20 protein-coding genes and 1 riboswitch are annotated in these 23,581 nt (G+C 67.1%); of the genes, 13 read left to right on the top strand and 7 right to left on the bottom strand.

Annotation, left to right across the window (positions count from 1 at the left end):
* Window positions 1-132: 132 nt before the first annotated feature.
* Entirely contained in the window at window positions 133-2,982 is a 2,850-nt protein-coding gene (locus tag RCF13_RS13845) for a pitrilysin family protein (RefSeq protein ID WP_134969144.1), read from the bottom strand.
* Window positions 2,983-3,399: 417 nt separating this feature from the next.
* Here RCF13_RS13845 and RCF13_RS13840 point away from each other — a divergent pair, with 417 nt between their 5' ends.
* Both RCF13_RS13840 and RCF13_RS13835 read left to right on the top strand, forming a co-directional pair.
* Window positions 3,400-3,876 carry a hypothetical protein gene (locus RCF13_RS13840; protein ID WP_126928900.1) on the top strand — a complete coding sequence of 159 codons (477 nt, stop codon included), beginning with the start codon at window positions 3,400-3,402 and terminating at the stop codon, window positions 3,874-3,876.
* Window positions 3,877-3,945: 69 nt separating this feature from the next.
* On the top strand, window positions 3,946-4,425 hold the full coding sequence (locus tag RCF13_RS13835) for a tRNA (cytidine(34)-2'-O)-methyltransferase (RefSeq protein ID WP_061479351.1): 480 nt from the start codon (window positions 3,946-3,948) through the stop codon (window positions 4,423-4,425).
* A 173-nt stretch (window positions 4,426-4,598) separates the two neighbouring features.
* On the opposite strand, the gene RCF13_RS13830 is transcribed toward RCF13_RS13835, so the two are convergent.
* Window positions 4,599-5,084, bottom strand: coding sequence for a hypothetical protein (locus RCF13_RS13830; RefSeq protein ID WP_134969143.1), 486 nt, complete (start codon window positions 5,082-5,084; stop codon window positions 4,599-4,601).
* A gap of 82 nt (window positions 5,085-5,166) precedes the next feature.
* Window positions 5,167-6,330 carry an acyl-CoA dehydrogenase family protein gene (locus RCF13_RS13825; RefSeq protein ID WP_024956299.1) on the bottom strand — a complete coding sequence of 388 codons (1,164 nt, stop codon included), beginning with the start codon at window positions 6,328-6,330 and terminating at the stop codon, window positions 5,167-5,169.
* Window positions 6,331-6,587: 257 nt separating this feature from the next.
* Here RCF13_RS13825 and RCF13_RS13820 point away from each other — a divergent pair, with 257 nt between their 5' ends.
* A complete protein-coding gene (locus RCF13_RS13820) occupies window positions 6,588-8,264 on the top strand; it encodes an electron transfer flavoprotein-ubiquinone oxidoreductase (protein ID WP_134969142.1) in 1,677 nt (558 codons plus the stop codon).
* Between the two features lie 65 nt (window positions 8,265-8,329).
* Window positions 8,330-8,731 (top strand): c-type cytochrome, encoded by a 402-nt coding sequence (locus RCF13_RS13815; RefSeq protein WP_231352449.1) that lies wholly within the window; start codon window positions 8,330-8,332, stop codon window positions 8,729-8,731.
* On the opposite strand, the gene RCF13_RS13810 is transcribed toward RCF13_RS13815, so the two are convergent.
* The gene (locus tag RCF13_RS13810; RefSeq protein WP_231352447.1) at window positions 8,725-12,324 is read right to left on the bottom strand and encodes a transporter substrate-binding domain-containing protein; all 3,600 of its coding nucleotides are present in this window, start codon (window positions 12,322-12,324) and stop codon (window positions 8,725-8,727) included. The two genes, RCF13_RS13815 and RCF13_RS13810, sit on opposite strands and share 7 nt — an antisense overlap.
* A 75-nt stretch (window positions 12,325-12,399) precedes the next feature.
* Here RCF13_RS13810 and RCF13_RS13805 point away from each other — a divergent pair, with 75 nt between their 5' ends.
* The 5 genes from RCF13_RS13805 to pnuC all read left to right on the top strand — a co-directional run bounded on the left by RCF13_RS13805 (window position 12,400) and on the right by pnuC (window position 18,130).
* Window positions 12,400-13,038 carry a response regulator transcription factor gene (locus RCF13_RS13805; RefSeq protein WP_005420808.1) on the top strand — a complete coding sequence of 213 codons (639 nt, stop codon included), beginning with the start codon at window positions 12,400-12,402 and terminating at the stop codon, window positions 13,036-13,038.
* Window positions 13,039-13,504: 466 nt separating this feature from the next.
* Window positions 13,505-13,897: a glycine zipper 2TM domain-containing protein gene (locus tag RCF13_RS13800; RefSeq protein WP_053497758.1), complete on the top strand. Its 393-nt coding sequence runs from the start codon at window positions 13,505-13,507 to the stop codon at window positions 13,895-13,897.
* 128 nt (window positions 13,898-14,025) lie between these two features.
* On the top strand, window positions 14,026-15,150 hold the full coding sequence (locus RCF13_RS13795; RefSeq protein WP_134968521.1) for a phosphotransferase: 1,125 nt from the start codon (window positions 14,026-14,028) through the stop codon (window positions 15,148-15,150).
* A 43-nt stretch (window positions 15,151-15,193) separates the two neighbouring features.
* Window positions 15,194-15,289: riboswitch (TPP riboswitch) on the top strand.
* 70 nt (window positions 15,290-15,359) lie between these two features.
* The gene (locus tag RCF13_RS13790) at window positions 15,360-17,549 is read left to right on the top strand and encodes a TonB-dependent siderophore receptor (RefSeq protein WP_134968522.1); all 2,190 of its coding nucleotides are present in this window, start codon (window positions 15,360-15,362) and stop codon (window positions 17,547-17,549) included.
* A gap of 8 nt (window positions 17,550-17,557) precedes the next feature.
* Window positions 17,558-18,130, top strand: coding sequence for a nicotinamide riboside transporter PnuC (pnuC, locus tag RCF13_RS13785; protein ID WP_072167431.1), 573 nt, complete (start codon window positions 17,558-17,560; stop codon window positions 18,128-18,130).
* Window positions 18,131-18,226: 96 nt separating this feature from the next.
* On the opposite strand, the gene RCF13_RS13780 is transcribed toward pnuC, so the two are convergent.
* The 3 genes from RCF13_RS13780 to RCF13_RS13770 form a co-directional block, all read right to left on the bottom strand.
* A complete protein-coding gene (locus RCF13_RS13780; RefSeq protein WP_061479358.1) occupies window positions 18,227-18,643 on the bottom strand; it encodes a hypothetical protein in 417 nt (138 codons plus the stop codon).
* Between the two features lie 86 nt (window positions 18,644-18,729).
* The gene (locus tag RCF13_RS13775; protein WP_088496696.1) at window positions 18,730-19,704 is read right to left on the bottom strand and encodes a Dyp-type peroxidase; all 975 of its coding nucleotides are present in this window, start codon (window positions 19,702-19,704) and stop codon (window positions 18,730-18,732) included.
* Window positions 19,705-19,970: 266 nt separating this feature from the next.
* Window positions 19,971-20,546 carry an Ax21 family protein gene (locus RCF13_RS13770; protein WP_049416584.1) on the bottom strand — a complete coding sequence of 192 codons (576 nt, stop codon included), beginning with the start codon at window positions 20,544-20,546 and terminating at the stop codon, window positions 19,971-19,973.
* 161 nt (window positions 20,547-20,707) lie between these two features.
* On the opposite strand from RCF13_RS13770, the gene RCF13_RS13765 reads away from it, so the two are divergent.
* The 4 genes from RCF13_RS13765 to RCF13_RS13750 all read left to right on the top strand — a co-directional run bounded on the left by RCF13_RS13765 (window position 20,708) and on the right by RCF13_RS13750 (window position 23,556).
* Entirely contained in the window at window positions 20,708-21,703 is a 996-nt protein-coding gene (locus tag RCF13_RS13765; RefSeq protein WP_231352445.1) for a DUF2268 domain-containing putative Zn-dependent protease, read from the top strand.
* 212 nt (window positions 21,704-21,915) lie between these two features.
* Window positions 21,916-22,188 carry a hypothetical protein gene (locus RCF13_RS13760; RefSeq protein WP_005420910.1) on the top strand — a complete coding sequence of 91 codons (273 nt, stop codon included), beginning with the start codon at window positions 21,916-21,918 and terminating at the stop codon, window positions 22,186-22,188.
* A 156-nt stretch (window positions 22,189-22,344) separates the two neighbouring features.
* Window positions 22,345-23,031 carry a hypothetical protein gene (locus tag RCF13_RS13755; protein ID WP_134968523.1) on the top strand — a complete coding sequence of 229 codons (687 nt, stop codon included), beginning with the start codon at window positions 22,345-22,347 and terminating at the stop codon, window positions 23,029-23,031.
* A 192-nt stretch (window positions 23,032-23,223) separates the two neighbouring features.
* Complete coding sequence (locus tag RCF13_RS13750) at window positions 23,224-23,556, top strand: hypothetical protein (protein ID WP_231352443.1); 333 nt, start codon at window positions 23,224-23,226, stop codon at window positions 23,554-23,556.
* Window positions 23,557-23,581: the final 25 nt, after the last annotated feature.

Below are 23,581 nucleotides of genomic sequence, written 5' to 3'. Positions count from 1 at the left end.
CGGGGGGGGGGCGCGGGGCGGGGCCGCGCCCGGCGGGCCCCCCGCGGGGTTTGGGGGGCCGGCTCACCGCGGCGGGGCGGCCCCCGCCGCTACCACGGGAGACCTGCCCGCCGTGGCGGGCAGGCACATCCCTTATTTCTTGACCGGGTTGCCTTCGGCGTCGATCACCGTCACCTCGCCCAGGTTCAGCGCGCGAACGGCCGCTTCGGTCTGCTTGAGGTCACCCACCACCACCCAGGTCAGGGCCTGCGGCTTGATCTCGGCGGCGGCCAGCTGCACCTGCGCCGGGGTCATCGCTTCGATCTCGGCCTTGCGCCGCAGCACGTAATCGTCCGGGCGCTTGAACTGCACGATCGAACCGATGGTCGACGCCACCGCACTGGCGGTCTCGTAGGCACCGGGCAGGCTCAGGGTCTGGATGTTGCGGATGCGGTTGACCTCGGCAGCGGTGGCCGGCTTGCTGCCATCGGCGAACGCGGCGATTTCCTTGCGCATTTCCGCCAGCGCCGGGCCGGTCTTGTCGATCTGCACCGGCGCGCTGGCCATCCACGGGCGCTGGCCCACCGAATTGACCGCGCTGCTGCGCGCACCGTACGACCAGTGCTTGTCCTCGCGCAGGTTCATGTTCAGGCGCGAGGTGAAGTCGCCGCCGATCACGCCGTTGGCGATGTCGAAGCGGGTCGAACTGGTGGCGCTGGAAGGTGCCACCACCTGGCCGGCAAACAGGTTGGCCTGTACCGCGCCCGGCTGGTCGATCAGGAACACGCGCGGGCCCTTCGGCAGCGCAACGTCGGTGGCCGCCTTCACCTGCGGGGCCTCGCCACTGGCCTTCCAGTCGCCCAGCTGCTTGTCCAGCAGCGGCACGATCTCGGCCAGGGTGGTGTCGCCGACCACGATCAAGGTGCCGTTCTGCGGGCGCAGCCAGTCGTGGTGGAAGTCGACCAGGTCCTCGCGGGTCAGGCCGTTGATCGCCGCCTCGTCACCGCTACCGGTAAACGGAATGGCATACGGGTGGCCCTTGCCGTACAGCAGCGGGGGCAGCACGCGCATTGCCACCGCACCCGGGTTGACCTTCTCCTGCTGGATGCCAGCGATCCAGCTCGCCTTGACCCGGTCGATCTCGCCCTGCTCGAAGCGCGGCTCGCGCAGCAGGTCGCGGTACAGCGCCAGCGACGGCACCAGGTTCTCCTTCAGCGCCGACAGGTCCACGCTCATCGAGTCCAGGCCGGCCGAGGCATCCAGGCTGGCGCCCAGCGCATCCGCGGCGTCGGCGAAGGCCAGCGAGCCCAGCTTGCCGGCGCCTTCGGTCATCAGGCTCATGGTGAAGTTGGCGGTGCCCGGCTTGCGGCCCTGGTCGGCACTGAAGCCGCCCGGGAACTGGTAGCTGAACTGCACCACCGGAATCTCGTGGCGCTCGGCCAGGATCACCTGGGTGCCGTTCTTCAGCGTGGCGCGCTGCAGCGCCGGGAACTTCAGCTGCGGGAACTCGCGGGTCTGCGGCACGCCGGCCTTGCGGTCGACCTGCTCGGGCAGGGTGCTGTACTTCGGGTCCACCGCCGGCACGGTGAACGGCTTCGGCGCCTGGCTCGGGTCTTCCTTCAGCGCCACGCGCTCACCCGGTGCGATCACCAGGGTGTGGCTGCCCTTGTCCAGCCACTGCGCGCCGAGCCGGCTCAGATCAGCAGCACTGGCCTTCTCGATGTTGGCCAGCGAGGTGCGGAAGCAGCCCGGGTCGCCGGTGAACACCGCGCACTCGGCCAGTGCGTCGGCCTTGCCGCCGAAGCCACCAATGCGCTCGATGCCGCGGATGAAACCGGCGCGGGCACTGGTCTTGGCGCGCTCCAGCTCGGCCGCGGTCGGGCCCTGCTTGATCAGCCGGTCCAGTTCCTCGTCGATGATCTTCTCGACCTTGGCCGGGTCCTGGCCCTGCTTGACCGTCGCCATGATCACGAAGTTCGAGCCCAACTGCGAGGTCGACAGGCCCGACGCGATGCTGTCCACCAGCTTGTCCTGGTGCTGCAGGCGCTGGCTCAGGCGCGAAGACTTCGCACCGCCCAGCACCTGCGCGAACAACTGCAGCTGATCGACCTCGGTGGTGCCGACCTGCGGCACGTTCCAGGCGCGGTAGATGCGCGCCTGCGGCACCTTGTCGGTCATCGTCTCGCGCGTGTCGGCACTACGCTTGGCCACGTTCACCGCCGGCTGCGCCATGGTCGGGCCGGCCGGGATGCTGCCGAAGTACCTGGCGACCTTTTCCTTGGCGGTGGCCAGGTCGATGTCGCCGGCCAGCACCAGCACCGCGTTGTTCGGGCCGTACCAGGTACGGAACCAGGTCTTCACGTCATCCAGCGACGCCGCGTTCAGATCGTTCATCGACCCGATCACGCCGTGGTGGTACGGGTGGCCCACCGGGTACAGCGCCTTGTTGAGCTGGTCCCAGGCCTGGCCGTAGGGCTGGTTCTCGCCTTGGCGCTTCTCGTTCTGCACCACGCCACGCTGCTCGTCCAGCGCGGCCTGGTCGATCGCACCGACCAGATGGCCCATGCGGTCCGATTCCATCCACAGCGCCATGTCCAGCGCGGTGGTCGGCACGTTTTCGAAATAGTTGGTGCGATCGGTGTTGGTGGTGCCGTTCTGGTTGGTGGCACCCACCTGCTTGAACGGTTCGAAGAATTCGCCGTCGTGGTTTTCGCTGCCCTGGAACATCAGGTGTTCGAACAGGTGCGCAAAGCCGGTACGGCCAGCCGGCTCGTCCTTGCTGCCCACGTGGTACCAGACGTTGACCGCAACGATCGGCGCCTTGCGATCAGTATGCACGATCACGCGCAGGCCGTTGGGCAGGGTGAACTGCTCGTACGGGATATCGACCTTGGCCGGTGCCGCCGGCTTGGCGGCGAGCGCATGGGTGGGCGCGAGCGTGCCCAGGGCGGTGCTGAGGGCGACGGCCAGCAGTGCAGCGCGCGGGCGAAGGGCGAGAGACATATCCGGATCCTTGGTCACGAAGGTGAACCCCGATCCTAGCCTGCGCGCGCGGCGGCCGGAATCGGTCGCCAGTCACTGGGGGTGTTTGCCCAGATGGCCATCCTGCCCGACGCCCACGGGCGCTCTTGAAACGTCACAGACGCCGGCTGAAGGCGGTCCGGACAGTGTCCGCGGCTTATCGAATGGACAGGTGTCCGCCCACCGGACACTTTCGGGACCACATAAAAGCCTTGCAAATCAACAACTAAAAGTTGGCACGCGGATTGCTTGGTACTTCCTGCGCCAGGAAGGGCTTCAGACAAAAGCTGACTGAAGACTGAACAAATGCAGGAAATCGAAAATTTCTCTTGCATGCCCAGAATTGGTGTACTACCTTACTACCACACCACTGCTCACCAACACTAAACAGGCCCCGTCATGAACGCCAAGACCATTGCCATCGCCATCGCCCTGATCGCCGGCACCGCGGTTGTTTCGTCGGTGCAGGCCTCCGAATCCATCAAGACGCTGTCCACCGTGCAGGTTCGCCCTGCCGCCGACCAGCTGGCCCAGCAGGCCTGGGAACAGGCCAGCGGCATCCCGACCCTGGCCACCGTGGAAGTGCGCCCCAGCGCCGACCAGCTGGCTGAGCGCAACGGCTACGTCGCCGCCCCGGTCGCCGCCGCGATGCCGATCACCACCCTGGCCTCGGTGGAAGTGCGCCCGAGCCTGGAACAGCGCGTCGCCCTGGCCGCCGAACTGGAAGCCCAGCGCTACGCCGCCACCCTGGCCGCCGCCGCCACCAACGTTGCCCACTCGGTCATCGTCAACCTGCCGGCCCTGCAGGTACGCCCGAGCGCTGCCGACCTGCAGGCCCTGGCCACCGAAACCGCCCAGGTCCTGCTGCGCCCGTAACCGGTGCCGCCCTGCCCCGCGCAGGGCGTGCGCCGTAAAGGCGGCGGTCGTCGCAGGTACACTGCGCCGATGAATGCCGCGCCCCAGTTCCACGTGATCCTGTTCCAACCGGAAATCCCGCCCAACACGGGCAATGTGATCCGGCTCTGCGCCAACACCGGCGCGCAGCTGCACCTGGTCGAGCCACTCGGCTTCGCACTGGAAGACAAGCAGCTCAAGCGCGCCGGGCTGGACTACCACGAGTACTCGCGCCTGCAGGTGCACCCCGACCTGGACACCGCGCTGGCGCGGATCGCACCGAATCGGTTGTTCGCACTCAGTACCCGCGCCAGCGTGCGCTACGACAGCGTGGCCTTTGAAGAGGGCGATGCGTTCCTGTTCGGCCCGGAAAGCCGTGGCCTGCCGCAGGACGTGCTCGATGCACTGCCGGATGGCCGCCGCCTGCGCCTGCCGATGCGGCCGGACAACCGCAGCCTCAATCTTTCCAACACCGTTGCGGTGGTGATGTACGAGGCGTGGCGGCAGCATGGGTTTGCCGGCGGCGCGTAGCTCACGTGTGTTACTTTCTTTGCTCGCGCAAAGAAAGTAACCAAAGAAACGCGCCGCCATCGGCGAGCCGGTGCTGCGCACCGGTACCCTGCGCTCCTCGGCCCGCTTCAAGGCGGACCCGACAGCCGCGCGGTAGATCCACGCCATGCGTGGATGCGTTCCGCCTGGATCAATCAGGAGTGGGCGCCCTTGCGTTGCCCGGGGCGCGTGCGATTGCCGACAGAAGAAAACTCCAGACCATCAATATCGGCATGCGCACCGCACATGCCCAAGCCCGTCACCGTCGGGTCGATCCCGCCGGATGAGACTCTCAGCGCACCTGCATGTTTCTCGATAGCCACTGTGCCTAGTTCGGACTGATGAATCAGTTTTCCGCCTTCGGGCTTCATATGCAGCACGAAGGAGCAGACGTGCTGCATCGCCTGGGTACTGTGCAGCTCAACCCTATAGCCCAGTGATTCTTCGACAATCGACAGGCTGTCCCTGAACCCATCACGGCAACTGCGTCCGCTGCCCGGTTCGGTACACAGATCGCTCGCCTGCGAATAGCTGCCTGCCCATGCCCCATCATCCCTGTTGCCTGCCCACGCCATCTGCAGCACGGAGGCTTGGAAGAGCAGCGGGAGACACAGCAGCCTTACAGCGGAATTGTTCTTCATTCAGCTTGCATCTCCGGATAGGCGTCCCTTGCCGCCCACCCTACCCGGCGATGCCGGCAAGCGGCCGGCACTACCGATGCACTCAGAACGCGTTGATGCCGGTCAGTTCGCGGCCGATCACCAGCTGGTGCACGGTCTCGGTGCCCTCGTAGGTGATCACCGATTCCAGGTTCAGGGCGTGGCGGATCGCCACGTGCTCGGTGGTGATCCCAGCCCCACCGAGCAGATCGCGACACTCGCGGGCGATGTCAATCGCCATGCGGCAGTTGTTCCACTTGGCCAGGCTGACCTGCTGCGGCTGCAGCTGGCCGGCTTCCTTCAGGCGGCCCAGCTGCAGCGCCAGCAGCTGCGCGGTGGTGATGCGGCGGGCCATCTCGGCCAGCTTGATCTGCGCGCTCTGCGTGGCCGCCAGCGGACGACCAAACAGCACGCGCTCCTTGGCATAGCCCAGCGCTTCATCCAGGCAGGCAATCGCCGCACCGATCGGCCCCCAGCTGATGCCGTAACGGGCCTGGGTCAGGCAGCCCAGCGGCCCCTTCAGGCCCTTCACGTTCGGCAGGCGATGGCTGTCGGGCACGCGCACGTCATCGAAGAACAGCGCGCCGGTCAACGAGGCGCGCAGGCTCATCTTGTGCTTGATCTCCTGCGTCGTGAAGCCGGCCATGCCCTTTTCCAGCACGAAGCCCTGGATGCCGTCCTCGGTCTGTGCCCAGACGATCGCGAGGTCGGCCACCGGGCCGCTGGTGATCCACATCTTGCTGCCGCTGATGCGCCAGTCGCTGCCGTCGCGCACCGCGCGGGTCTTCATGCTGGCCGGGTCGGAACCACCGTGCGCCTCGGTCAGGCCGAAGCAGCCGATCAGTTCGCCGCGTGCCATCGCCGGCAGCCACTGCTGGCGCTGTTCCTCGCTGCCGTACGCGTAGATGGGATACATGCACAGCGAGCTCTGCACCGAAACGAAGCTGCGCAGGCCCGAATCGCCGCGCTCCAGCTCCTGGCAGATCAGGCCATAGCTGACCGCGCCGAGGCCACCGCCGCCGTACTCGGTCGGCAGGGTCGCGCCCAGCAGGCCCAACGAGGCGATCTCCGGCACCAGTTCGTCGGGGAAGCGGGCCTGATCGAAAGCATCGCCGATGATCGGCAGCACGCGCTCGTTGGTGAAGCGGGCGACGCTCTCCTGCACCGCGCGCTCTTCCTCGTTGAGCAGGGAACGGACATCGAACAGATCGTACGGATGCAAAGCCATGGCACTCACACGCAGTCAGGACCCGGCCATTGTCGGTCATCCGGGCAGCGCGTGCCGACCAAGGTCGGCACCCACCAGAGATGCACCGCTACGCTGCAATGCAGCAATCATGACGTGAACATGGCCGATCTAGCTCGATCACGCGCGGCCCGGTACCCTGACACATTCAAACAACCGTTTCGCCCGTGGCCGCACGCGCGATTCCCAGGCACCGCCGGTGGCCCCGATGCCGGCCCTACCCACGAGTCATGCAATCGATGAGCGCTGAAGCCAACGCCCTGCCCCCGCGTGAAGTAATGGAGTTCGACGTGGTGATCGTCGGTGCCGGCCCCGCCGGCCTGGCCACCGCGATCCGCCTGCGCCAGCGCGCGATCGAAGCCGGCCGCGAGCTGTCGGTGTGCGTGCTGGAGAAGGGCTCCGAACCGGGCGCGCACGTGCTGTCCGGCGCGGTGATGGATCCGCGCGCGCTGACCGAACTGTTCCCGGACTGGGCCGAGCGCGGCGCACCGCTGAAGCAGAAGGTCACCCGCGACGAATTCCTGTTCCTCAGCGAGACCGGCGCGCGCAGCACCCCCAATGCGCTGCTGCCGGAGTGCTTCCACAACGAAGGCAACTACATCATCAGCCTGGGCGAAGTGACCCGCTGGCTGGCGCAGCAGGCCGAGGCGCTGGAGGTTGCGATCTTCCCCGGCTTCGCCGCCGCCGAGGTGCTGTACGGCGACAACGGCGAGGTCATCGGCGTGGCCACCGGCGACATGGGCATCGAGAAGGACGGCAGCATCGGTCCGGCCTTCGAGCGTGGGATGGCGCTGCACGCCAAGTACACGATCTTCGCCGAAGGTGCGCGCGGCCACCTCGGCCGCCAGCTGATCGCCCGCTACAAACTGGACGATGGCAAGGACCCGCAGGCCTACGGCATCGGCATCAAGGAGCTGTGGCAGATCGACCCGGCCCGGCACGAGCCGGGCCTGGTGGTGCATGCCGCCGGCTGGCCGCTGGACAGCGACACCTACGGCGGTGCGTTCCTGTACCACGCCGACGGCGGCAAGGTCGCCATCGGCTACGTGGTCGGCCTGGACTACAAAAATCCGTGGCTGAGCCCGTTCGAGGAGTTCCAGCGTTTCAAGACCCATCCCTCCATCCGCAAGCACCTGGAGGGCGGCACCCGCATCGGTTACGGCGCCCGTGCGATCACCGCCGGCGGCCTGCTGTCGCTGCCGAAGACGGTGTTTCCCGGGGGCGCGCTGGTCGGCTGCGAAGCCGGCTACCTCAACGCCAGCCGCATCAAGGGCAGCCATGCCGCGATCAAGACCGGCATGCTGTGCGCCGACGCCGCGTTCGACGCGCTGGCCGCCGATCGCCAGCACGATGAACTGAGCGCCTACCCGAAGGCGTTTGAAGCCAGCTGGCTGTTCACCGAACTGCAGCAGGCCAAGAACTTCAAGCAGTGGTTCAAGAAGGGTCAGACCGTTGCCACGCTGATGACCGGCGTGGAGCAGTGGCTGCTGCCGAAGCTGGGCGTGCGCAACCCGCCGTGGACCCTGCACCGCACCCAGCCTGACCACGCCTGCCTGGAGCCGGCGTCCCAGCACACCCGCATCGCCTACCCCAAGCCCGATGGCGTGCTGACCTTCGATCGTCTCAGCTCGGTGTTCCTGAGCAGCACCAACCACGACGAGAACCAGCCCAGCCACCTGACACTGAAGGATCCGAGCATTCCGGTGAAGGTGAATCTGGCCGAGTACGCCGGTCCCGAAGCCCGTTACTGCCCGGCCGGCGTGTACGAGTTCGTCGGCGACGCCGACAACGCGCGCCTGCAGATCAACGCGCAGAACTGCGTGCACTGCAAGACCTGCGACATCAAGGACCCGACCCAGAACATCGTCTGGGTGACCCCGCAGGGCGGCGGCGGCCCGAACTACTCGGGCATGTGATCGCCCCGGGCTGCGACCACGTGTCGCAGCCCGGCCGCTCCACCGCACCGCTATCCTGCCCGCCCATGCGTGCCTCCCGCCTGCTCACCACCGTTGCCGTGGCCCTGCTTGCCACGGCCTGCCAGCGCACGCCTGCGGCGCCGGCCACGCCTGAACAGGCCCGGCAGCAGGCCATGCAGCGCGCGTTCGAACTGTGCGCCGGCTGCCACACCGTACAGCCTGGCGGCATCCACCGCTTCGGCCCCAACCTGCACGGCGTGATCGGCCGTCGCGCCGGCAGCCTGCCCGATTACGGCTATTCCGACGGCATGCGCCGCGCCGACATCACCTGGAGCGCGCAGACCCTGGACGCGTTCCTGCAGTCGCCCACCCACGTGGTGCCCGGCACGCGCATGTACAACGCCTTTCCCAGCGCCGAACGCCGCGCACTGGTGATCGCCTACCTGCAACAGCAGTCGGCTCAGTGACCCAGTCGCTGCAGCTGGTGCTGCAGGCGCTCCACGAACGCCGTTACAGCGGCCAACACCGGTGCCGGATCGGCCTCGGTCGCATCCTGCAGGCGCTCGACCAGCGCGTTGGCCTCCCCGGCCAGTGCGCTTGCCCCGATCGCCCCCAGACCGCCCGCCTGGCGATGCAGGTGGAGCGCCGCAGTCTCGCGGTCACCGGCCCGCACGGCGCGCTGCACCGCCGCCAGATCACTTTCACTGGCCTGCAGCAGGCTGTCGCGCAGCTGCTCGGCCACGGCGCGCGAGCCATAGCGCTGCTGCAGGGTGGCCAGATCAGGCAGCACTTCAGCGTCGTCGGCGACAGTCTCCTGCACGGGCGCATCGAACGACTGGCCCTGTGCCTGCGGCAGCCAGCGCAGCAGCGCGGTGCGCAGCGTGGCCAGCGACAGCGGCTTGGCCAGCACCTCGTCCATGCCGGCCTCGCGGCAGCGGCGCGCATCGTCGTCCAGCACGCTGGCGGTCAGCGCCAGCACCGTCAGCCGCGGCTGGCCGGTACGGCCCTCGCGCTCGCGCAGCAGGCGGGTGAAACCGAAGCCGTCGAGTACCGGCATGCGGCAGTCGGTAATGACCAGATCGAAGGCCTCCGATGACAAGCGGTCCAGTGCCTGCTGGCCATCGCCCAGCAGCACATGGGGTACGCCCAGCTGCTGCAGCCGCCACGCCATCATCGCCTGGTTGGTCGGGTGATCCTCGATCACCAGCACGCGTGCCTCGCGCAGCGCCGGCGGCAGCAGCGCCGCCTGCTCCTGCTCCGCAACCAGCGCTTCAACGTCACCCCTGCCTGCCTCCACCAGCGCCAGCCGCACCTCGGCGCGGGTGCCCTCGCCCAGCGTGCTGTGCAACTCCAGCTCGCCGCCCATCATCTGCACCAGACGCTGGCAGATGCTCAGGCCGAGGCCGGTACCACCATGGTCGCGCTGGATGTAGGCACCGGCCTGGGTGAACGGCGCAAACAGGTGCTGCAGCTGTTCCGGTGCGATCCCGGTGCCGGTGTCGGTGACGCTCAGGCACAGCGGCTGGCTGCCGTCTTCGGCGGTCGGGCCCAGTACCTCCAGCTGCAGCCGCACTTCGCCGCGTGCAGTGAACTTGATGGCATTGCTGAGCAGGTTGAACACGATCTGGCGCAGGCGCACGCCATCCACTTCGTGCGCTGCCGCCAGCTGAGGGTCGATCTGCACGTGCAGTTCCAGCCCGCGTGCACTGGCCTGCGCCGACATCAACCGGCACACGCTTTCCAGCAGGGGCCGCAGCGGTTGCGGCACCGGCTCCAGGCGCAGTGCACCCGCTTCCAGCCGCGAGTAATCGAGGATGTCGTCGAGGATCTGCCGCAGCATCTGCGCCGAATCCTCGATCACGCCGAGGATGCGCTGCTGCTCGCTGTCCAGCGGTGAGTGCGCCAGCACCTCCAGCATGCCCAGCACGCCGCTCATCGGCGTACGGATCTCGTGGCTCATCGTGGCCAGGAAACGCGATTTGGCCTCAGCGGCCTGCTCGGCGTCCGCCTTCGCCGCCGCCAGTGCATCGGCCTGCATCCGGGCTTCGCTTACATCCACCCAGTACCCGCTCCAGATCACCGCGCCTTCTTCGGCGGCGTAGGGATGGGCCTGGCTGCGCACCCAGCGCACGCCTTCCCCGTCGCTGCGCAGGCGGAACTCCAGGATCAACGGCGCGAACTGGTGCGCGGCCTGCTCGATGGAATGCAGGATGCGCGCGCGGTCCTCCTGCTCGACGCGTTCCAGCAACACCCTCGCATCCTGTTCGGCCTGCTGCCGGGTGATGCCGAACAACGCAGGCAGGTCGCCGGCGATGAACGGGAAGCTCAGCGTGCCATCGGCATCGCGACGGGCCTGGTAGACCACCGCCGGCAGGTTGTCGGTCACCTCGGCCAGGCGCTGCTCCAGCTGGCGGCGTCCTGCCACCTCACGGCGCAGCCGCCAATGGCCCACGCCATGCACCAGCAGTGCGGTCAGCAGCACCATCAGCACGGGCACGCCCCACCGCAGCAGATTGCTCCAGTCGACCCCATTGCGGTACTCCACCGCCAGCCAGGCGCTGCGCAGCGCCTCGCGCTTGCGTGGGGTCATCTGCAGCAGCAGGCGATCGAAGGTCGTGGCCAGGGCCGCATGGCGGCGATCCACTGCCAGCGCCAGCTGGTCGTTGAAACCGGCCGGAGCCGCGACCTGCATCCGCCCCGGGAAACGGCTGCGCAGCAGGTGATCGACCACGGCAAGGTTGCCGACATAGGCATCGGCTTCACCCTCAAGCAGGCGCTGCAGCGCCTGCTCGGCACTCCGCGCAGCAATGATCCGGGCCTGCGGCGCCTGTTGCTGCACATAGCCACGCACGCGCTCCGGGTCGGACAGCAGCACGCGCTTGCCCTGCAGGTCGGCCAGGCCCAGCAGCGACTCGCCATCGCTCCTGACCACAATCACGTTCGGCACGCTGATGAAGGGCTGGCTGAACACCCAGTCCGGGCCCAGGTAGCGCGAATCAACGGGTATGCCCATCACCGCCTGCAGTTCACCGCGGCGGGCCTTCTCACGCACCTCGTACCAGTCGTGGCTGTTCTCGACCTTCAGGTTGGCGCCGGCCTGCATCAGGCGCTGCAGGTACTCGCTGGCCAGGCCACTGGGCCGGCCATCCTCGCCGGTGAACGACAGGGGCGCGGCATTCGGCGCGAAACCGATCATCAGCGGCTGCTCCAGCACACGCTTCTCGGCCTGGCTCAGCGCCAGCTGCGCCGATGCCGACCAGTGCGGCGGTGACAACCAGCGTTGTGCGAGGGCATCGCGCTGGGCCTGGCTGGTCGCGGCCAGCGCCAGGTCCAGGGCTTCGGCCAGGGGTTGCTTGCTGTTGGGAATGCCGAAGTGCAACCGTTCAGGGGGCAGGTCGCTCGGCCGCAACAGCGCCACGCCCTGCAGGCGCCGGCTGGCAATCAGCTCGGTGGCGACGAAGGCATTGCCGATGTAGACGTCCGCTTTGTCGTCTCTGACCATCTGCAATGCGCTCAACGTGTCATTTGCGACAAGCTGGCGGGCACGCGGGAATCGGGCGCGCACCTGCGGACCGGTCAGGAAGTCCTGTTCGATCACCACCCTCAGCCCATCCAGGTCCGGCATGTCGGAGGCACGCAGGTCATCGGGCCGGCCCACCAGTGCGAGCGGCGCCTCACTGTAGGCGGCGGTATAGACCATGCAGCGGGTGCGGTCGGCACTGAGTCCGACATTCATCACCACGTCGATCTCGCCACGACATGCCGCATCCAGCACGGATGTCCAGTCCGGATAGCGGCGCGCCTCGACCTTCACACCGAGCTGGCGAGCAAGATGCGACAGGTAGTCCGGTCCCAGCCCGACCTGCTCGCCATCACGGAGGGACTCGAAGGGCGGCCAGCCGCTGTCATACTGCCCGACAACGATGGTCGGATGCGCCACCAGGTATTCGCGCTGCAACGGGCTGAGCGGCAGCAGGCCAGGGGCCGGCTGTGCCTGGGCCACGGGCAGCGCCAGCACCGCCAGCAGCAGGAGCAGCCCGCGAACAGCCCACCTACGCATCTGCGTCGATCTCCTAGAATCCTGCCAGGGACCGCGATGGTCGCGGTCCGGCGTGCCCGATGGCCATACTAGAGCATGAGCTTGCGCATCATCATCGCAGACGATCACCCCGTGGTCCGTATCGGTACCCGCGCCGTCATCGAGTCGAGCGGCGTCGGCCGCGTGGTCGGCGAGGCCGACAGCGCGCAGGCGCTGATGACCCTGCTCGCCAGCCAGCCCTGTGACCTGCTGGTCACCGACTACTCCATGCCGGGCAGCCCGCAGGCCGACGGCTTCGCCATGATCGGCATGATCCGCCGCCGCCATCCCGACCTGCCGGTGCTGATGCTCAGCGTCTCCAGCAACCTGGCGATCCTGCGCATGGTGCTCGACAGCGGCGTGCTCGGCCTGGTCGACAAGAGTTCGTCGATGGACGAACTGCCACAGGCCATCCAGTCGGTCTACCGCGGCCAGCCCTACATCAGCCGCAGCCTGCGCGAGCGGGTGGAAGCGGCCGGCAGCTGGCGCATGCGCGAGGGCGACGGCAAGCCGCTGTCCCCGCGCGAGGTGGAGGTGCTGCGCTTGCTCGGCACCGGCATGACGGTAAAGGAGATTTCGCTGCTGCTGCACAAGAGCGTCAGCACCATCAGCCGGCAGAAGGGCGATGCGATGCTCAAGCTGGGGCTGAAGGGCGATGCCGAATTGTTCGACTATCTGCGTGACGGCAAGATCTGAGACGCGATTCACATAATCGCCCCAGCAACAATGCGAGGTCGAAGGAATCGACCGGCGCATGTCCGGCCGCCAGCCGCGTCACCGTGGAGACGCGGGCCGCCAGCGGGCAGAGCCTGGCGCTTCGCCGCGGTGCGGTGCAGAGCGCGCCTGACGTGCTGCGGCCGCAGCAGGAGACCCCGCAGGAGCAGGCGCGGCAGGCCCAGAAGGCGATGGGCGTCGGACATGCCAACGCCTTGGCAGAGAAGGGAGGGGCCACCTCCGCGGCCCTTTTCCTTTCCGCCAGCTGAGCGGCCGCAGCCGCTTTCAGCCTTGCTTCATGCCGCCTGCCGCTAGATGAATGCGCAAGCCGCTCGGTGCACCAGGCAATGTTCCGGCAATGTTGGAACGCCAGCGTGGACATCACGGCAGCCGGGGCGCCCCGCGCCCTCCCTGCCCAGCGTGGCATGCACCTCACAGGAGAACGAACATGCTCAGTACTTCCACACTCAGCTTCCGTGGTCTGGCGATGGCTCTGGCACTGGTGGCCGGTGTCGCCGTGGTCAGCGATGCCAGCGCGATGTCGAGGAAGGACAAGCGCACCCTGGTCGGCGCCGTGGTCGGTGGCGTGGCCGGCAACCTGCTCTCCAACGGTGATCCTGCCGCCACCGTCGGTGGTGCCGTGGCCGGCGGCGCGATCGGCAATCTGACCACCTCCGACCGCCGCGACCGTCGTTATTACGACAATCGCTACGACCGCCGTTACGATCGCGGCTACTACCGCAGCGGCTACTACAACCGTGGCGACGACCGCCGCTGGCAGCGCGAGCGTTACTACGACAACCGCTACTACCACGACCGCGGTCGCCATCGCGGCTGGTAAGCGGCACGGCGGCGTTACCCTGCCGATGGCAGAGACGGGCGGGTCGATGACCCGCCCGTTTGCGTTGGCCGCGCGCATGGCGTTGAATGCGCAGCCTTGGATGTGACTTTCCCCTCTCGGGCTGCGGCATGACGTCTTCCTCCCACCGCGTGCAGGGCCTCAACAACGACGAGGTCGCTGCCGACTGGCCACCGATCAGCGCGGCGGACATCGCGTGGTTGCGGCAGTGCTATCCGCAGCTGCACAGCGGCAGCCAACCGCGCTGGCACAGCCCGCGACCGCTGTCGGCTGCCGCCATCGTCGATGGCACGCGCGGCGCGGTGTTCATCAAGCGCCATCACCACAGCGTGCGCAACGCGGCCTGCCTGGAGGAAGAGCACCGCTTCATCGCCCATCTCGCCACTGCTGGCGTGCCGGTGGTGCAGGTGCTTGCAGCGACCGATGGTCACACCGCAGTCGAACGCGGCGAATGGACGTTTGAACTGCACGACGTCGGCGTAGGCGACGACCTGTACCGCGACGCGGTGTCGTGGTCGCTGCTGACCGACGTCGCGCAGGCCCGTGAAGCCGGACGCATGCTGGCCCAGCTGCACCGTGCTGCCGACGGCTACCGCGCGCCCCAGCGCAGCACCCATCTGCTGGTCGCGCGCGATGATCTGATCCGCGCCGACGATCCGGTGGCGGCAATCAAGGCAGGGCTGCACGCGCGCCCCGGCCTGGCCCGCTATCTCGCGCGCATTCCGTGGGAAGCGCAGTTGCGGCGTGACGTGCTGCCGTGGCACACGGGACTGGCCGAGCGCCTGCGCGACGAACCACGGCTGTGGGCGCACAACGACTGGCATGTCTCCAACCTGCTGTGGCGCGACGGGCAGGTCAGCACCGTGCTGGATTTCGGCCTGGCCTCGCCCACCAGTGCACTGTTCGACCTGGCCACCGCCATCGAGCGCAACGCCGTGGCGTGGCTGGAGTTGGAGCGCGGCATGGAGGCGGTGCGCATCGATATCGCGCTGGCGTTGCTCGACGGCTACCGCCAGGTACTGCCGCTGTCGGCAGCACGCGTGCACCTGCTGGCCGACCTGCTGCCGATGGTCCATTTCGACTTCGCACTGTCCGAAGTGGAGTACTTCGAAGGTGTCACCGGCTCGACCGCGAATGCCGACGTGGCGTGGCAGCCCTTCATGCTGGGGCACCCGGCGTGGTTCCACAGCGCGCCGGGACAGGCATTGCTGCAGGCCCTGCACGCGGCAGCCTGAAGGGCGCCGGCTCGCAAATCCGTACCATTTGTAGTGAAATGGTCACCTGAAGCGGGGGTGCCTGGATCTGCCAGGCTGAGAGAGTCCCTTGGAACCTGATCCGGTTTGCACCGGCGTAGGGAGCTTTGAGCCGCAGCCACACCCCCGTCATGGGCCGGTGCACCTGCGCGCCGTCGCTTCGTCTCCCTTGTTGTCCGAAGACGAATCGAATGAACCGCTGCCTGCGCCCCACCCTGCTCTCCCTCGCCCTCTGCGCCGCGCTGCCGCTGCACGCCAGCGAGGCCGAGGCGTCCCCCGATGCGGCTGCCACCGGCGCCGAGCATTCGCCGACCGAACTGGCAGCGGTGCGCGTGCAGGCCGGCAAACCGAAGGCCGATACCTCGCGCGTGAACGACTTCGGTGGCGGTTCGTGGAAAGACACGCCGGCCTCGGTGAACGTGCTCGAGCGCGACTACCTCGAGCGCCGCCAGGTGCGCACGCTGTCCGAGCTGGCCAACAACGATGCCTCGCTGGGCGACGCGTATGCGCCGGTGGGCTACTACCAGAACATCGCCATCCGCGGCTTCTCCCTGGACGCCGCCACCGGCTACCGCTTCAACGGCCTGTCCATCGCCGGCGAACAGCGCCTGGCGCTGGAGAACGTGCAGTCGGTGGAGATCCTCAAGGGTGAAGCCGGCCTGGCGGCAGGGGTGATGGCGCCGGGCGGCATCATCAACTACATCGGCAAGCGCCCGGCCGAAGTGCGCACCGCCACGCTCGGCACCGATTCGGAAGGCTCGCGCTACGTCGCCGTCGATGTCGGCCACTGGATCACCCCGCGCTTCGGCCTGCGCCTGAATGCCGCATGGGATTCCAGCAAATCCTACGTCGAGCATGCCGATGGCCGCCGCAACTTCTACTCGCTGGCCGCCGACTGGCTGATCGGCGAGCGCGGCAAGCTGGAAGTGGATGCCAACTACCAGACCAGTTCGCAGCGCTCGGTATCGGGCTATCAGCTGCTGGGTGCGCGCGAACTGCCGCGTGGCGTCGACCGCGAGCACCTGCTCGGCTACCAGCCGTGGCAGCGCCCGGTGGATATCGCCAGCACCAACATCACCGCACTGCACACCTACGACTTCAACGAGGCCTGGCAGTCGCGTGTGTCGGTCGGCCACAGCCGGTCGGTGATCGATGACAACGTCGCCTTCGCCTACGGCTGCTACTACGCCGTGCAGTGCGCCGATGGCAGCGTGCCGGGCAACTACTTCGCGCCCAATGGCGACTATGACATCTACGACTACCGCAGCCCGGACGACACCCGCCAGAACCAGCAGGCCCGTGCCGAACTGCGTGGCCGCTTCGAGACCGGCAGCATCGGCCACCAGCTGACCCTCGGTGCCGACTACTTCCGCCGCACCGTGGACAGGCGCCCGAGCGTCAACGAGTACGTCGGCACCAGCAACATCCACGACGCACCGGTGCCGGTGTTCGCGCCGTCGCCGAAGATGCCGGGCCCGTCCGCACGTCGCCTGGACAGTCGCCAGACCGCGTTCTTCGCGCTGGACCGGATGAGCTTTGGTGACGACTGGCAGTGGCTGGCCGGTGGCCGCTTCGTGCGCCTGGACGAGCGCGCCTACGACAAGCGCGGCATCCCGCAGCGGCACAGCCGCCTGTCGCGCTTCCTGCCACAGACTGCGGTGGTGTGGAAAGCCACCGACCAGCTCAACGCCTACGCCAGTTACGTGCGCGGCATTTCGCTGGGCCAGGAAGCGCCGTTCTGGACCAGCAATGCCGACACTTTCCTGCCGTCGGTGCAGTCGCGCCAGCTGGAAGTGGGCGTGAAGTACGTGCCGGTCGAGGCGCTGACGCTGGGCGCAGCCGTGTTCCGCATCTCGCAGCCGTACCAGTACGCCAAGCCGGACAACAGCGACGTGGGTTACACCTTCGTCGAGGAAGGCACGCAGACCCACACCGGCCTGGAGCTGACCGCCAACGGCCAGCTGACGGATGCATTGCAGATCGTGGCCAGCGCCAGCGTGCTGCAGGCGCGCGCGCGCGACACCGGCACGCCGGCCTATGAGGGCCATCAGCTGGTGAACGTGCCGAAGGTGCGTGCCAGCGTGCACGTGGCCTATGCACTGCCGTTCGTGCAGGGCCTGGATGTCACTGGCGGGTGGCGCTATGCCGGTGCCAACGTGGCACGCGCCGACGGCGCCGTGCGCGCGCCGGACTACTCGGTGTTCGATGCCGGCCTGCGTTTCCAGCACCGGCTGCACGAGCGTGCCGTGACCTGGAACCTGTCGGTGGACAACGTGTTCAACCGCTTCTACTGGCGTGACACCGGCAGCAGCGGCGGTGACTACTACCTGTTCCCCGGCGCACCGCGACAGGCGCGCCTGTCGGTGACGTTCGCGCTGTGAACGGCGTCGTGCTCGAGTGGACCGCCGCGCTGTGCAGCGTGCTCGGCGTCTGGCTGATGGCCCGGCGCCGGTTGTCTGCATGGCCGGTGGGCCTGCTGTCGGTCACGCTGTATGGCCTGGTGTTCGCCGAGGCCAAGCTGTACTCGGACACCCTGCTGCAGGTCGCCTTCGGTGGCTTCCTGGTCTACGGCTGGCTCAACTGGCGCCAGCACGCCGCCGATGAGGGCAGCATCCGCATCGTGCCACTGGCGCGAGGCAAGCTGCTGCGCGACCTGGCCTTCGGCCTGTGCGGTGGCGTGGCACTGGGTGCGGCCATGCACACCTTCACCGATGCCGCGCTGCCGTGGCTGGACGCGATGCTGACCGCACTGAGCCTGGTCGGCCAGTGGTGGCAGGCGCGCCGCCACGTCGCCTGCTGGTGGGTATGGATCGCCGTGGACGTGGTCTATGTGGGTGCGTACCTGTTCAAGTCGCTGCACGTAACTGCCGCGCTGTACGTGTTCTTCCTCGGCCTGGCCGTGTTCGGCCTGCGCGCATGGAGCGCGGCCGCGCGCGAACCGCAGGTGGCGCCGGTTCGTTGATGCGGATGGCCGGGCTGTGCGCTGGCCATCCACAGTAGAGCCACGCCATGCGTGGCTGAAGGGTCACCGGTAGGCCCATCCACGCATGGCGTGGATCTACCGGTCAAGCACCAGACCCAATCGCAGCGGTTGGCGCATGTCGGCCGGCGGTGCGGCCTGCAACGGCGCTGCCTGCAACGTCGCGCGCAGGTCGGCATCGACCTGGGCGTCACCCAGGCTGTCGAACTCCAGCTTCGAGATGCGGCCGTCCGCCGCAATCCACAGGCTCACAGGCAGCGGCGTGGGTGTATCCGGGTGTGCACGCAACCACTCCACCACGCGCTGCGCCTGCGGGTCCTGTTCCTGCTGCAGGCGCTGCTGCAGCTGGCCACCCACGGCGGCGGCGTAGGCCATCCAGTGCGCAGGGGCTTCGTGTGCGGACGCCGCCGAACTGCCCAGCGCCAGCGCGGCGAACAACGCGGCCAGTGGCCGCCACCAGCGGCGGATGCCGGTCCTGTTTGCTGACATGACCATCGCCTGCCTCCTGCGCTCCCCTCCAGCGCGCCATGGTCGGCGCCATAGATGACAGGCAGATGGCGGGCCGTGATGGCCCGGCGCGATCACTCGCCCAGGTCGGCCAGCACCTTGCGCGAGGGCGCGAAGAAGGTCACGCCGGTGGTGGCGGTGGAGAAGTCGAGGATGCGGTCGTGCAGCGGCGCAGGATTGCCGATGAACATGCGCTCGAGCATCTTCTCGATCACCCACAGGCGGCGCGTGTAGCCGATGAAGTAGGTGCCGTACTCGCCGCGACCCGGGTTGGCGAACGGCATGTTGTCGCGCAGGATTTCGTGCTCGCCGTCGGCGTCTTCGATGGTGCACAGCGTCTTGTGCGATTTCTGCGCATCGGCCGGCGCATCATCCAGCTCGATGTTGTCGTGCTTGGTGCGGCCGATGATCGCCTCCTGCGCCTCGGTCTTCTGCGCGCGCCAGGCATCGAGGTTGTGCAGGTACTTCTGCACCACCACGTAGCTGCCGCCGGCATGCTCCGGGTCTTCATCGCCAACAATGGTGGCTTCCGGCAGCGACAGTCCTTCCGGGTTGGCGGTGCCGTCGACGAAGTCGAGCAGATCGCGGCCATCGAAGTAGCGGAAGCCGGCCACGTCATCGACCGCTTCCACCGCATCACCGAAGGCCATCAGCAGGTTGCGCTCGAACGCCACGATCAGGTCCATGGTACGTGCGCGGATGTGGTACAGCAGGTCACCGGGCGTGGCCACAGCGGTGTGGGTCGCGCCCTTGATCTCGCGGAACGGCTTCAGCTCGCGTGGCGGCGTGGAGCCCACCAGCGGCTGCCACACGCGATGGCCGATGGCCACGTTGCAGGTGAAAGTGCGCTCGATCTCGCGGATGGCGGTGTTCTTGATCAGATCATCGGTGCTCGCCAGCACCTCCCGCGCCTTGGCGATCGACGCCTCGTCGTCCTTCACCTTCAGCACCAGGAACGCCGCCGAATGGGTGAGCGGCGCGGTGATCTGCTGCGGCTCGTTGTCGAGCGTATGGTTGAGGGCGGTGATCGGTGCGGGCTGGGAATTCACGGCAGTTCCTGCTGGCTTGAGGCGGGTGCATCGTCAATGGCGACGTGCCGGGATCATAGCGGAACCGCCTGGCCCGGGACGGAGCGGTTCTCGTTCCGTCCTGCGAGCAGCACCGTGCATTCCCGCGCTACATGGAACTGCTGCGGCCCTGCACTCTCCGGACGCACACAAAAGAAGAAGCCCGGCGCGAGGCCGGGCTTCGGTTGGCGTGTGGGAGAGAGAGAGAGTCACACGCCAGCACAACACGCTCTAACGACAGGCGTTTGTTACCAGGTGAAGCGCGGGCCCACGAACCACTCGCGGTCGCCGGCCTTGGCCAGCTTCACTTCGCCACTCAGGCCCCAGTTCTGGTTGAACTTGGCGGTGGCGCCGACGCGGCCGTAGAACTCGCCGTCCGGGTTGATACCGTGCTTCTTGGCGTAGTCCTCGTAGCCGGCCATCACGTAGCCTTCCACGTACGGGTTGAACGCGGTACGCACGCCGACTTCGGTCGAGTAGCCGTTGAAGTCCAGGCCGTGCTTCATGTCGAACTTCTGGTACGCGACACGGGCCACCAGGTCGGTGTTCGGTGCGATGCCGTAGTTGTAGCCGGCACCGATGCGCCACTGGTCGACGTCATTCTTGAACGTGTCGGTCTCCTGCGCGCTGTAGTCGCCGAAGATGTGGAAGTTCGGGTGCACCGCCACCGAACCCTTCACCTTCCAGCCATCGGCGTCGCCGCCCTTGGCATCGGTGTTCACGTAGCCGCCTTCAACGTAGTTGTACGACAGGCCGTCGGTTGCCGATGCAGCGAACGGCAGGGCAGCCAGAAGACCCAGGGCGAGCAGCGAATTCTTGTTCATCGGGACACACCTTTAATTATTTTGGTTTCGTCGGCCGCCTCCCGGGAGGGGGAGAGAGAGGAGGCGGTCGACAGGTGTGAATTATCCGTTAGGGGGGCCAATCGACCCTGAATATTGAACTGACTGGTGTATAAATAAGGCTGGCGTTCAGGGAACTCCTCATGCCGCACGCATCAGTCGCGTCACTGCTGTTTCCACTTCATGCCCGGCGCACAGTGCGGGCTTTGCTGCTCTTCGCCCTGCCGATGATGCTGCAGGTAGCCAACGCAGCCGAGCGTACCCGCCCTTCCGGGCGCATCGTGATTCAGACCGACGATGTCACGCGCTTCTTCAGCGTGCTGGATGCAAGCGGAGGGAAGCCGAATGCCGACGATCTGCAGCGCGGCTATCTGCATGCGGGTACGGATGCACTACGCAGCTTCACTGACAGCCGTATCGGCTCGATGGATCGTCTTGCAGATGCGATCCAGCGCAGACCTGCGCTGTTTGCCAAAGCACGTACCTGTGCGACGGCGCTGCCGGAGATCCGCGAGGGGGTTGCCAAGGCACTCGATCGGTTGGGCACTCTGCTTCCCTCCGCACGTTTTCCGCCGGTCACCGTGCTGGTGGGTCGGGGAAACAGCGGGGGTGTCACCACGCCCGACGGCGTGGTGATCGGACTGGAGGCACTGTGCAACGCCGACTGGATGCAGCCCGATGTGGGCGACCGTTTCGTGCACCTGATCGCCCATGAGTACGTGCACGTGCAGCAGCCCGGTGCGAGCGTTGATGTCGCGCAGCCCACCCTGCTCTATCAGACGTTGCTTGAAGGCGGCGCCGAGTACGTGGGCGAACTGATCTCGGGGCAACCGGCCAACGCGCATCTGCGTCGTTGGACGCAGGGCCGCGAATGCGCCCTGGAACGCCAGTTCGCCCGGGACAGCGCTGGTACTGAGCTGTCGCAATGGCTCTACAACGGCGCCGGCGACGAAACGCGCCGCGGCGATCTTGGCTACTGGATCGGCTACCGCATTGCCGCTGACTACGTTGCCCGCGCCGATGACAAAGCCGGTGCCGTCGCCACGCTGCTGGCGGTGCGTCCGGAAAGTGCGCCGGCACTGTTTGCCGCAAGTGAATGGCGCCCGGCGTGTGGGCCAGTGGAAAACGGGCAGGAATGAGGCCGTCTTCAGGCTGATGAATTGGGCGATTCAAGCAACTGCAAGGCAATCGCCTCTGTGCACATCAGCTCGCCTGATCTCACTCGTTAAGCTTTGCTGATGAACATATTTCACAACCCTTCCACGTCTTCCAACTTCAGCTGAAAGCGCTTGTCAGCGTGGGGAACAAACGCCGCTATATTCCAGCTTCCCCAGACGAAGGAGGGAGTGCAATGAACCTGAACCCGCAACACATGAAGACGGCCCGCGCACTTGCTGTGGCGCTCATCGCCACCGTAAGCCTTGGCGCTTGTGCCACCTACAAGGACGAGTTCGCAACCATCAACTCGCGCCTCGATCAGCTCGATGTAAAGGTGCAGGGCGCTGCACAGAGTGCCGAGTCCGCCAACCAGTCGGCACAGCAGGCCAATCAGCGCCTGGATCAGATCGAAGGCCGCGTGCAGCAGCTTGAAAGGGCACCCGTCGGGCGCAAGCCGCGCGGCTGATCGCTCCCTCACCGTTTGAATTGATCCACCTCTGTATCGGGAACCAGTGGCCCTCGCCGGCCACTGGCCTCCTTCCACCAGGATTGCATTGCCAGGAGCCTTCCCATTCGTACCTCCTCCTCCCCTGCGCGCCGCGCCCTCCATGTCGCTCTGGCCATGGCACTGGCCGTTGCATGCAGCGGCGTAGCCAACGCCAGGGACAAGGACGCACCCGCACCACCGGCGGCCGCCGTTGATGAACTTCCGCCCGACCAGAGCGTCTCCGAAACAGTGATCGCGCTGGCCGGCTGGGTGGTCGCCAGCAAGGACAACCAGGGCTATCCGTTCGCGATCATGGACAAGGCGGCCGCGCAGGTCCTGGTCTTCGGCGGCGACGGCAAGCTGCGCGGCGCCGCGCCGGCGCTGTTCGGTTCGGCCATCGGCGATCATTCTGCACCCGGCGTCGCCAAGCTCGCCCTGAGCGCGATTCCCGGCCACGACCGCACCACGCCGGCGGGCCGCTTCATTGGTGCCTATGGCCCCTCCGACGATGCCGGGCGTGTGCTGTGGGTGGACTACGATTCCGCCGTGTCGATGCATCCACTGCCGCCGGGCAGCCCGAAGGAAATGCGTGCCGAACGACTGGCATCGCCCACGCCAGACGACAACCGCGTCACCCACGGCTGCATCAACGTCTCACCCGCGTTTTACGAGCAGATCGTGCACTCCACGTTCGAGAAGGGCGGCGTGTTCTACATCCTGCCGGACAAGGATTCGATCGCGAAGACGTTCCCGGAATTCGCGCAGAGCCGTGCCGCCGCAGATGGCGACGAAAAGAAGACCGCACAGCACGCTGGCGAGTAGTGCGTTTGTGCGTCCGCCCTGGGCGTTGTGGGCACATGCCTGGGCCTTGCCCGGCCGCCGGGGCGGCCGCGATGCACGGTCTGCTCGTGGAAAGCCGCCTGCCTATGAGACCTGGTGCCCCCCGAGGCGCGGCGCGCTGGCATCCTGCGACGATCCTGCGAGGCAATGTCTGCCTCGTCCATGAGGCCGCCGGTGGACCCACTCTTCCAGTTTTTGCTGAGCAAGATGGGTGGCGTATTCGTCTTCCTGTTCTTCGTGGGACGTGAGTACCTGCGTGGCCTTGGATGGCTGCTCGGTTCCTGGGATCCGAACATGGGGTGCGCGACAGAAGATGAACTCATTTCGAAGGCCAACCGCAGCGCCTTGCTGATTGCGGCGGTGCTTCTGGCGTGGGCCTTCATGGGCCCTTCTCCCTACCGCCGCAACTGGGAAATCGAAGTAATGGGCATCGGTACCGGCATGTTGCTTGCCTATGTGGTGATCATCCGCCTTGCAGCTTCAAGGGTGAAGAGGCTGCTCGGGTGAGCGTGCCTCACATCGGCACCCATGA

It is taken from the genome of Stenotrophomonas maltophilia group sp. RNC7 (assembly GCF_030910085.1).
GTDB classification, from domain to species: Bacteria; Pseudomonadota; Gammaproteobacteria; order Xanthomonadales; family Xanthomonadaceae; genus Stenotrophomonas; species Stenotrophomonas sepilia.
This window is presented reverse-complemented; position numbering and strand designations above follow the sequence as displayed.

Coding starts and splice junctions, on each gene's coding strand:
- RCF13_RS13845 (WP_134969144.1), bottom strand. CDS start 2,982: ATGTCTCTCGCCCTTCGCCCGCGCGCTGCACTGCTGGCCGTCGCCCTC.
- RCF13_RS13840 (WP_126928900.1), top strand. CDS start 3,400: ATGAACGCCAAGACCATTGCCATCGCCATCGCCCTGATCGCCGGCACC.
- RCF13_RS13835 (WP_061479351.1), top strand. CDS start 3,946: ATGAATGCCGCGCCCCAGTTCCACGTGATCCTGTTCCAACCGGAAATC.
- RCF13_RS13830 (WP_134969143.1), bottom strand. CDS start 5,084: ATGAAGAACAATTCCGCTGTAAGGCTGCTGTGTCTCCCGCTGCTCTTC.
- RCF13_RS13825 (WP_024956299.1), bottom strand. CDS start 6,330: ATGGCTTTGCATCCGTACGATCTGTTCGATGTCCGTTCCCTGCTCAAC.
- RCF13_RS13820 (WP_134969142.1), top strand. CDS start 6,588: ATGAGCGCTGAAGCCAACGCCCTGCCCCCGCGTGAAGTAATGGAGTTC.
- RCF13_RS13815 (WP_231352449.1), top strand. CDS start 8,330: ATGCGTGCCTCCCGCCTGCTCACCACCGTTGCCGTGGCCCTGCTTGCC.
- RCF13_RS13810 (WP_231352447.1), bottom strand. CDS start 12,324: ATGCGTAGGTGGGCTGTTCGCGGGCTGCTCCTGCTGCTGGCGGTGCTG.
- RCF13_RS13805 (WP_005420808.1), top strand. CDS start 12,400: ATGAGCTTGCGCATCATCATCGCAGACGATCACCCCGTGGTCCGTATC.
- RCF13_RS13800 (WP_053497758.1), top strand. CDS start 13,505: ATGCTCAGTACTTCCACACTCAGCTTCCGTGGTCTGGCGATGGCTCTG.
- RCF13_RS13795 (WP_134968521.1), top strand. CDS start 14,026: ATGACGTCTTCCTCCCACCGCGTGCAGGGCCTCAACAACGACGAGGTC.
- RCF13_RS13790 (WP_134968522.1), top strand. CDS start 15,360: ATGAACCGCTGCCTGCGCCCCACCCTGCTCTCCCTCGCCCTCTGCGCC.
- RCF13_RS13780 (WP_061479358.1), bottom strand. CDS start 18,643: ATGGTCATGTCAGCAAACAGGACCGGCATCCGCCGCTGGTGGCGGCCA.
- RCF13_RS13770 (WP_049416584.1), bottom strand. CDS start 20,546: ATGAACAAGAATTCGCTGCTCGCCCTGGGTCTTCTGGCTGCCCTGCCG.
- RCF13_RS13765 (WP_231352445.1), top strand. CDS start 20,708: ATGCCGCACGCATCAGTCGCGTCACTGCTGTTTCCACTTCATGCCCGG.
- RCF13_RS13760 (WP_005420910.1), top strand. CDS start 21,916: ATGAACCTGAACCCGCAACACATGAAGACGGCCCGCGCACTTGCTGTG.
- RCF13_RS13755 (WP_134968523.1), top strand. CDS start 22,345: ATGGCACTGGCCGTTGCATGCAGCGGCGTAGCCAACGCCAGGGACAAG.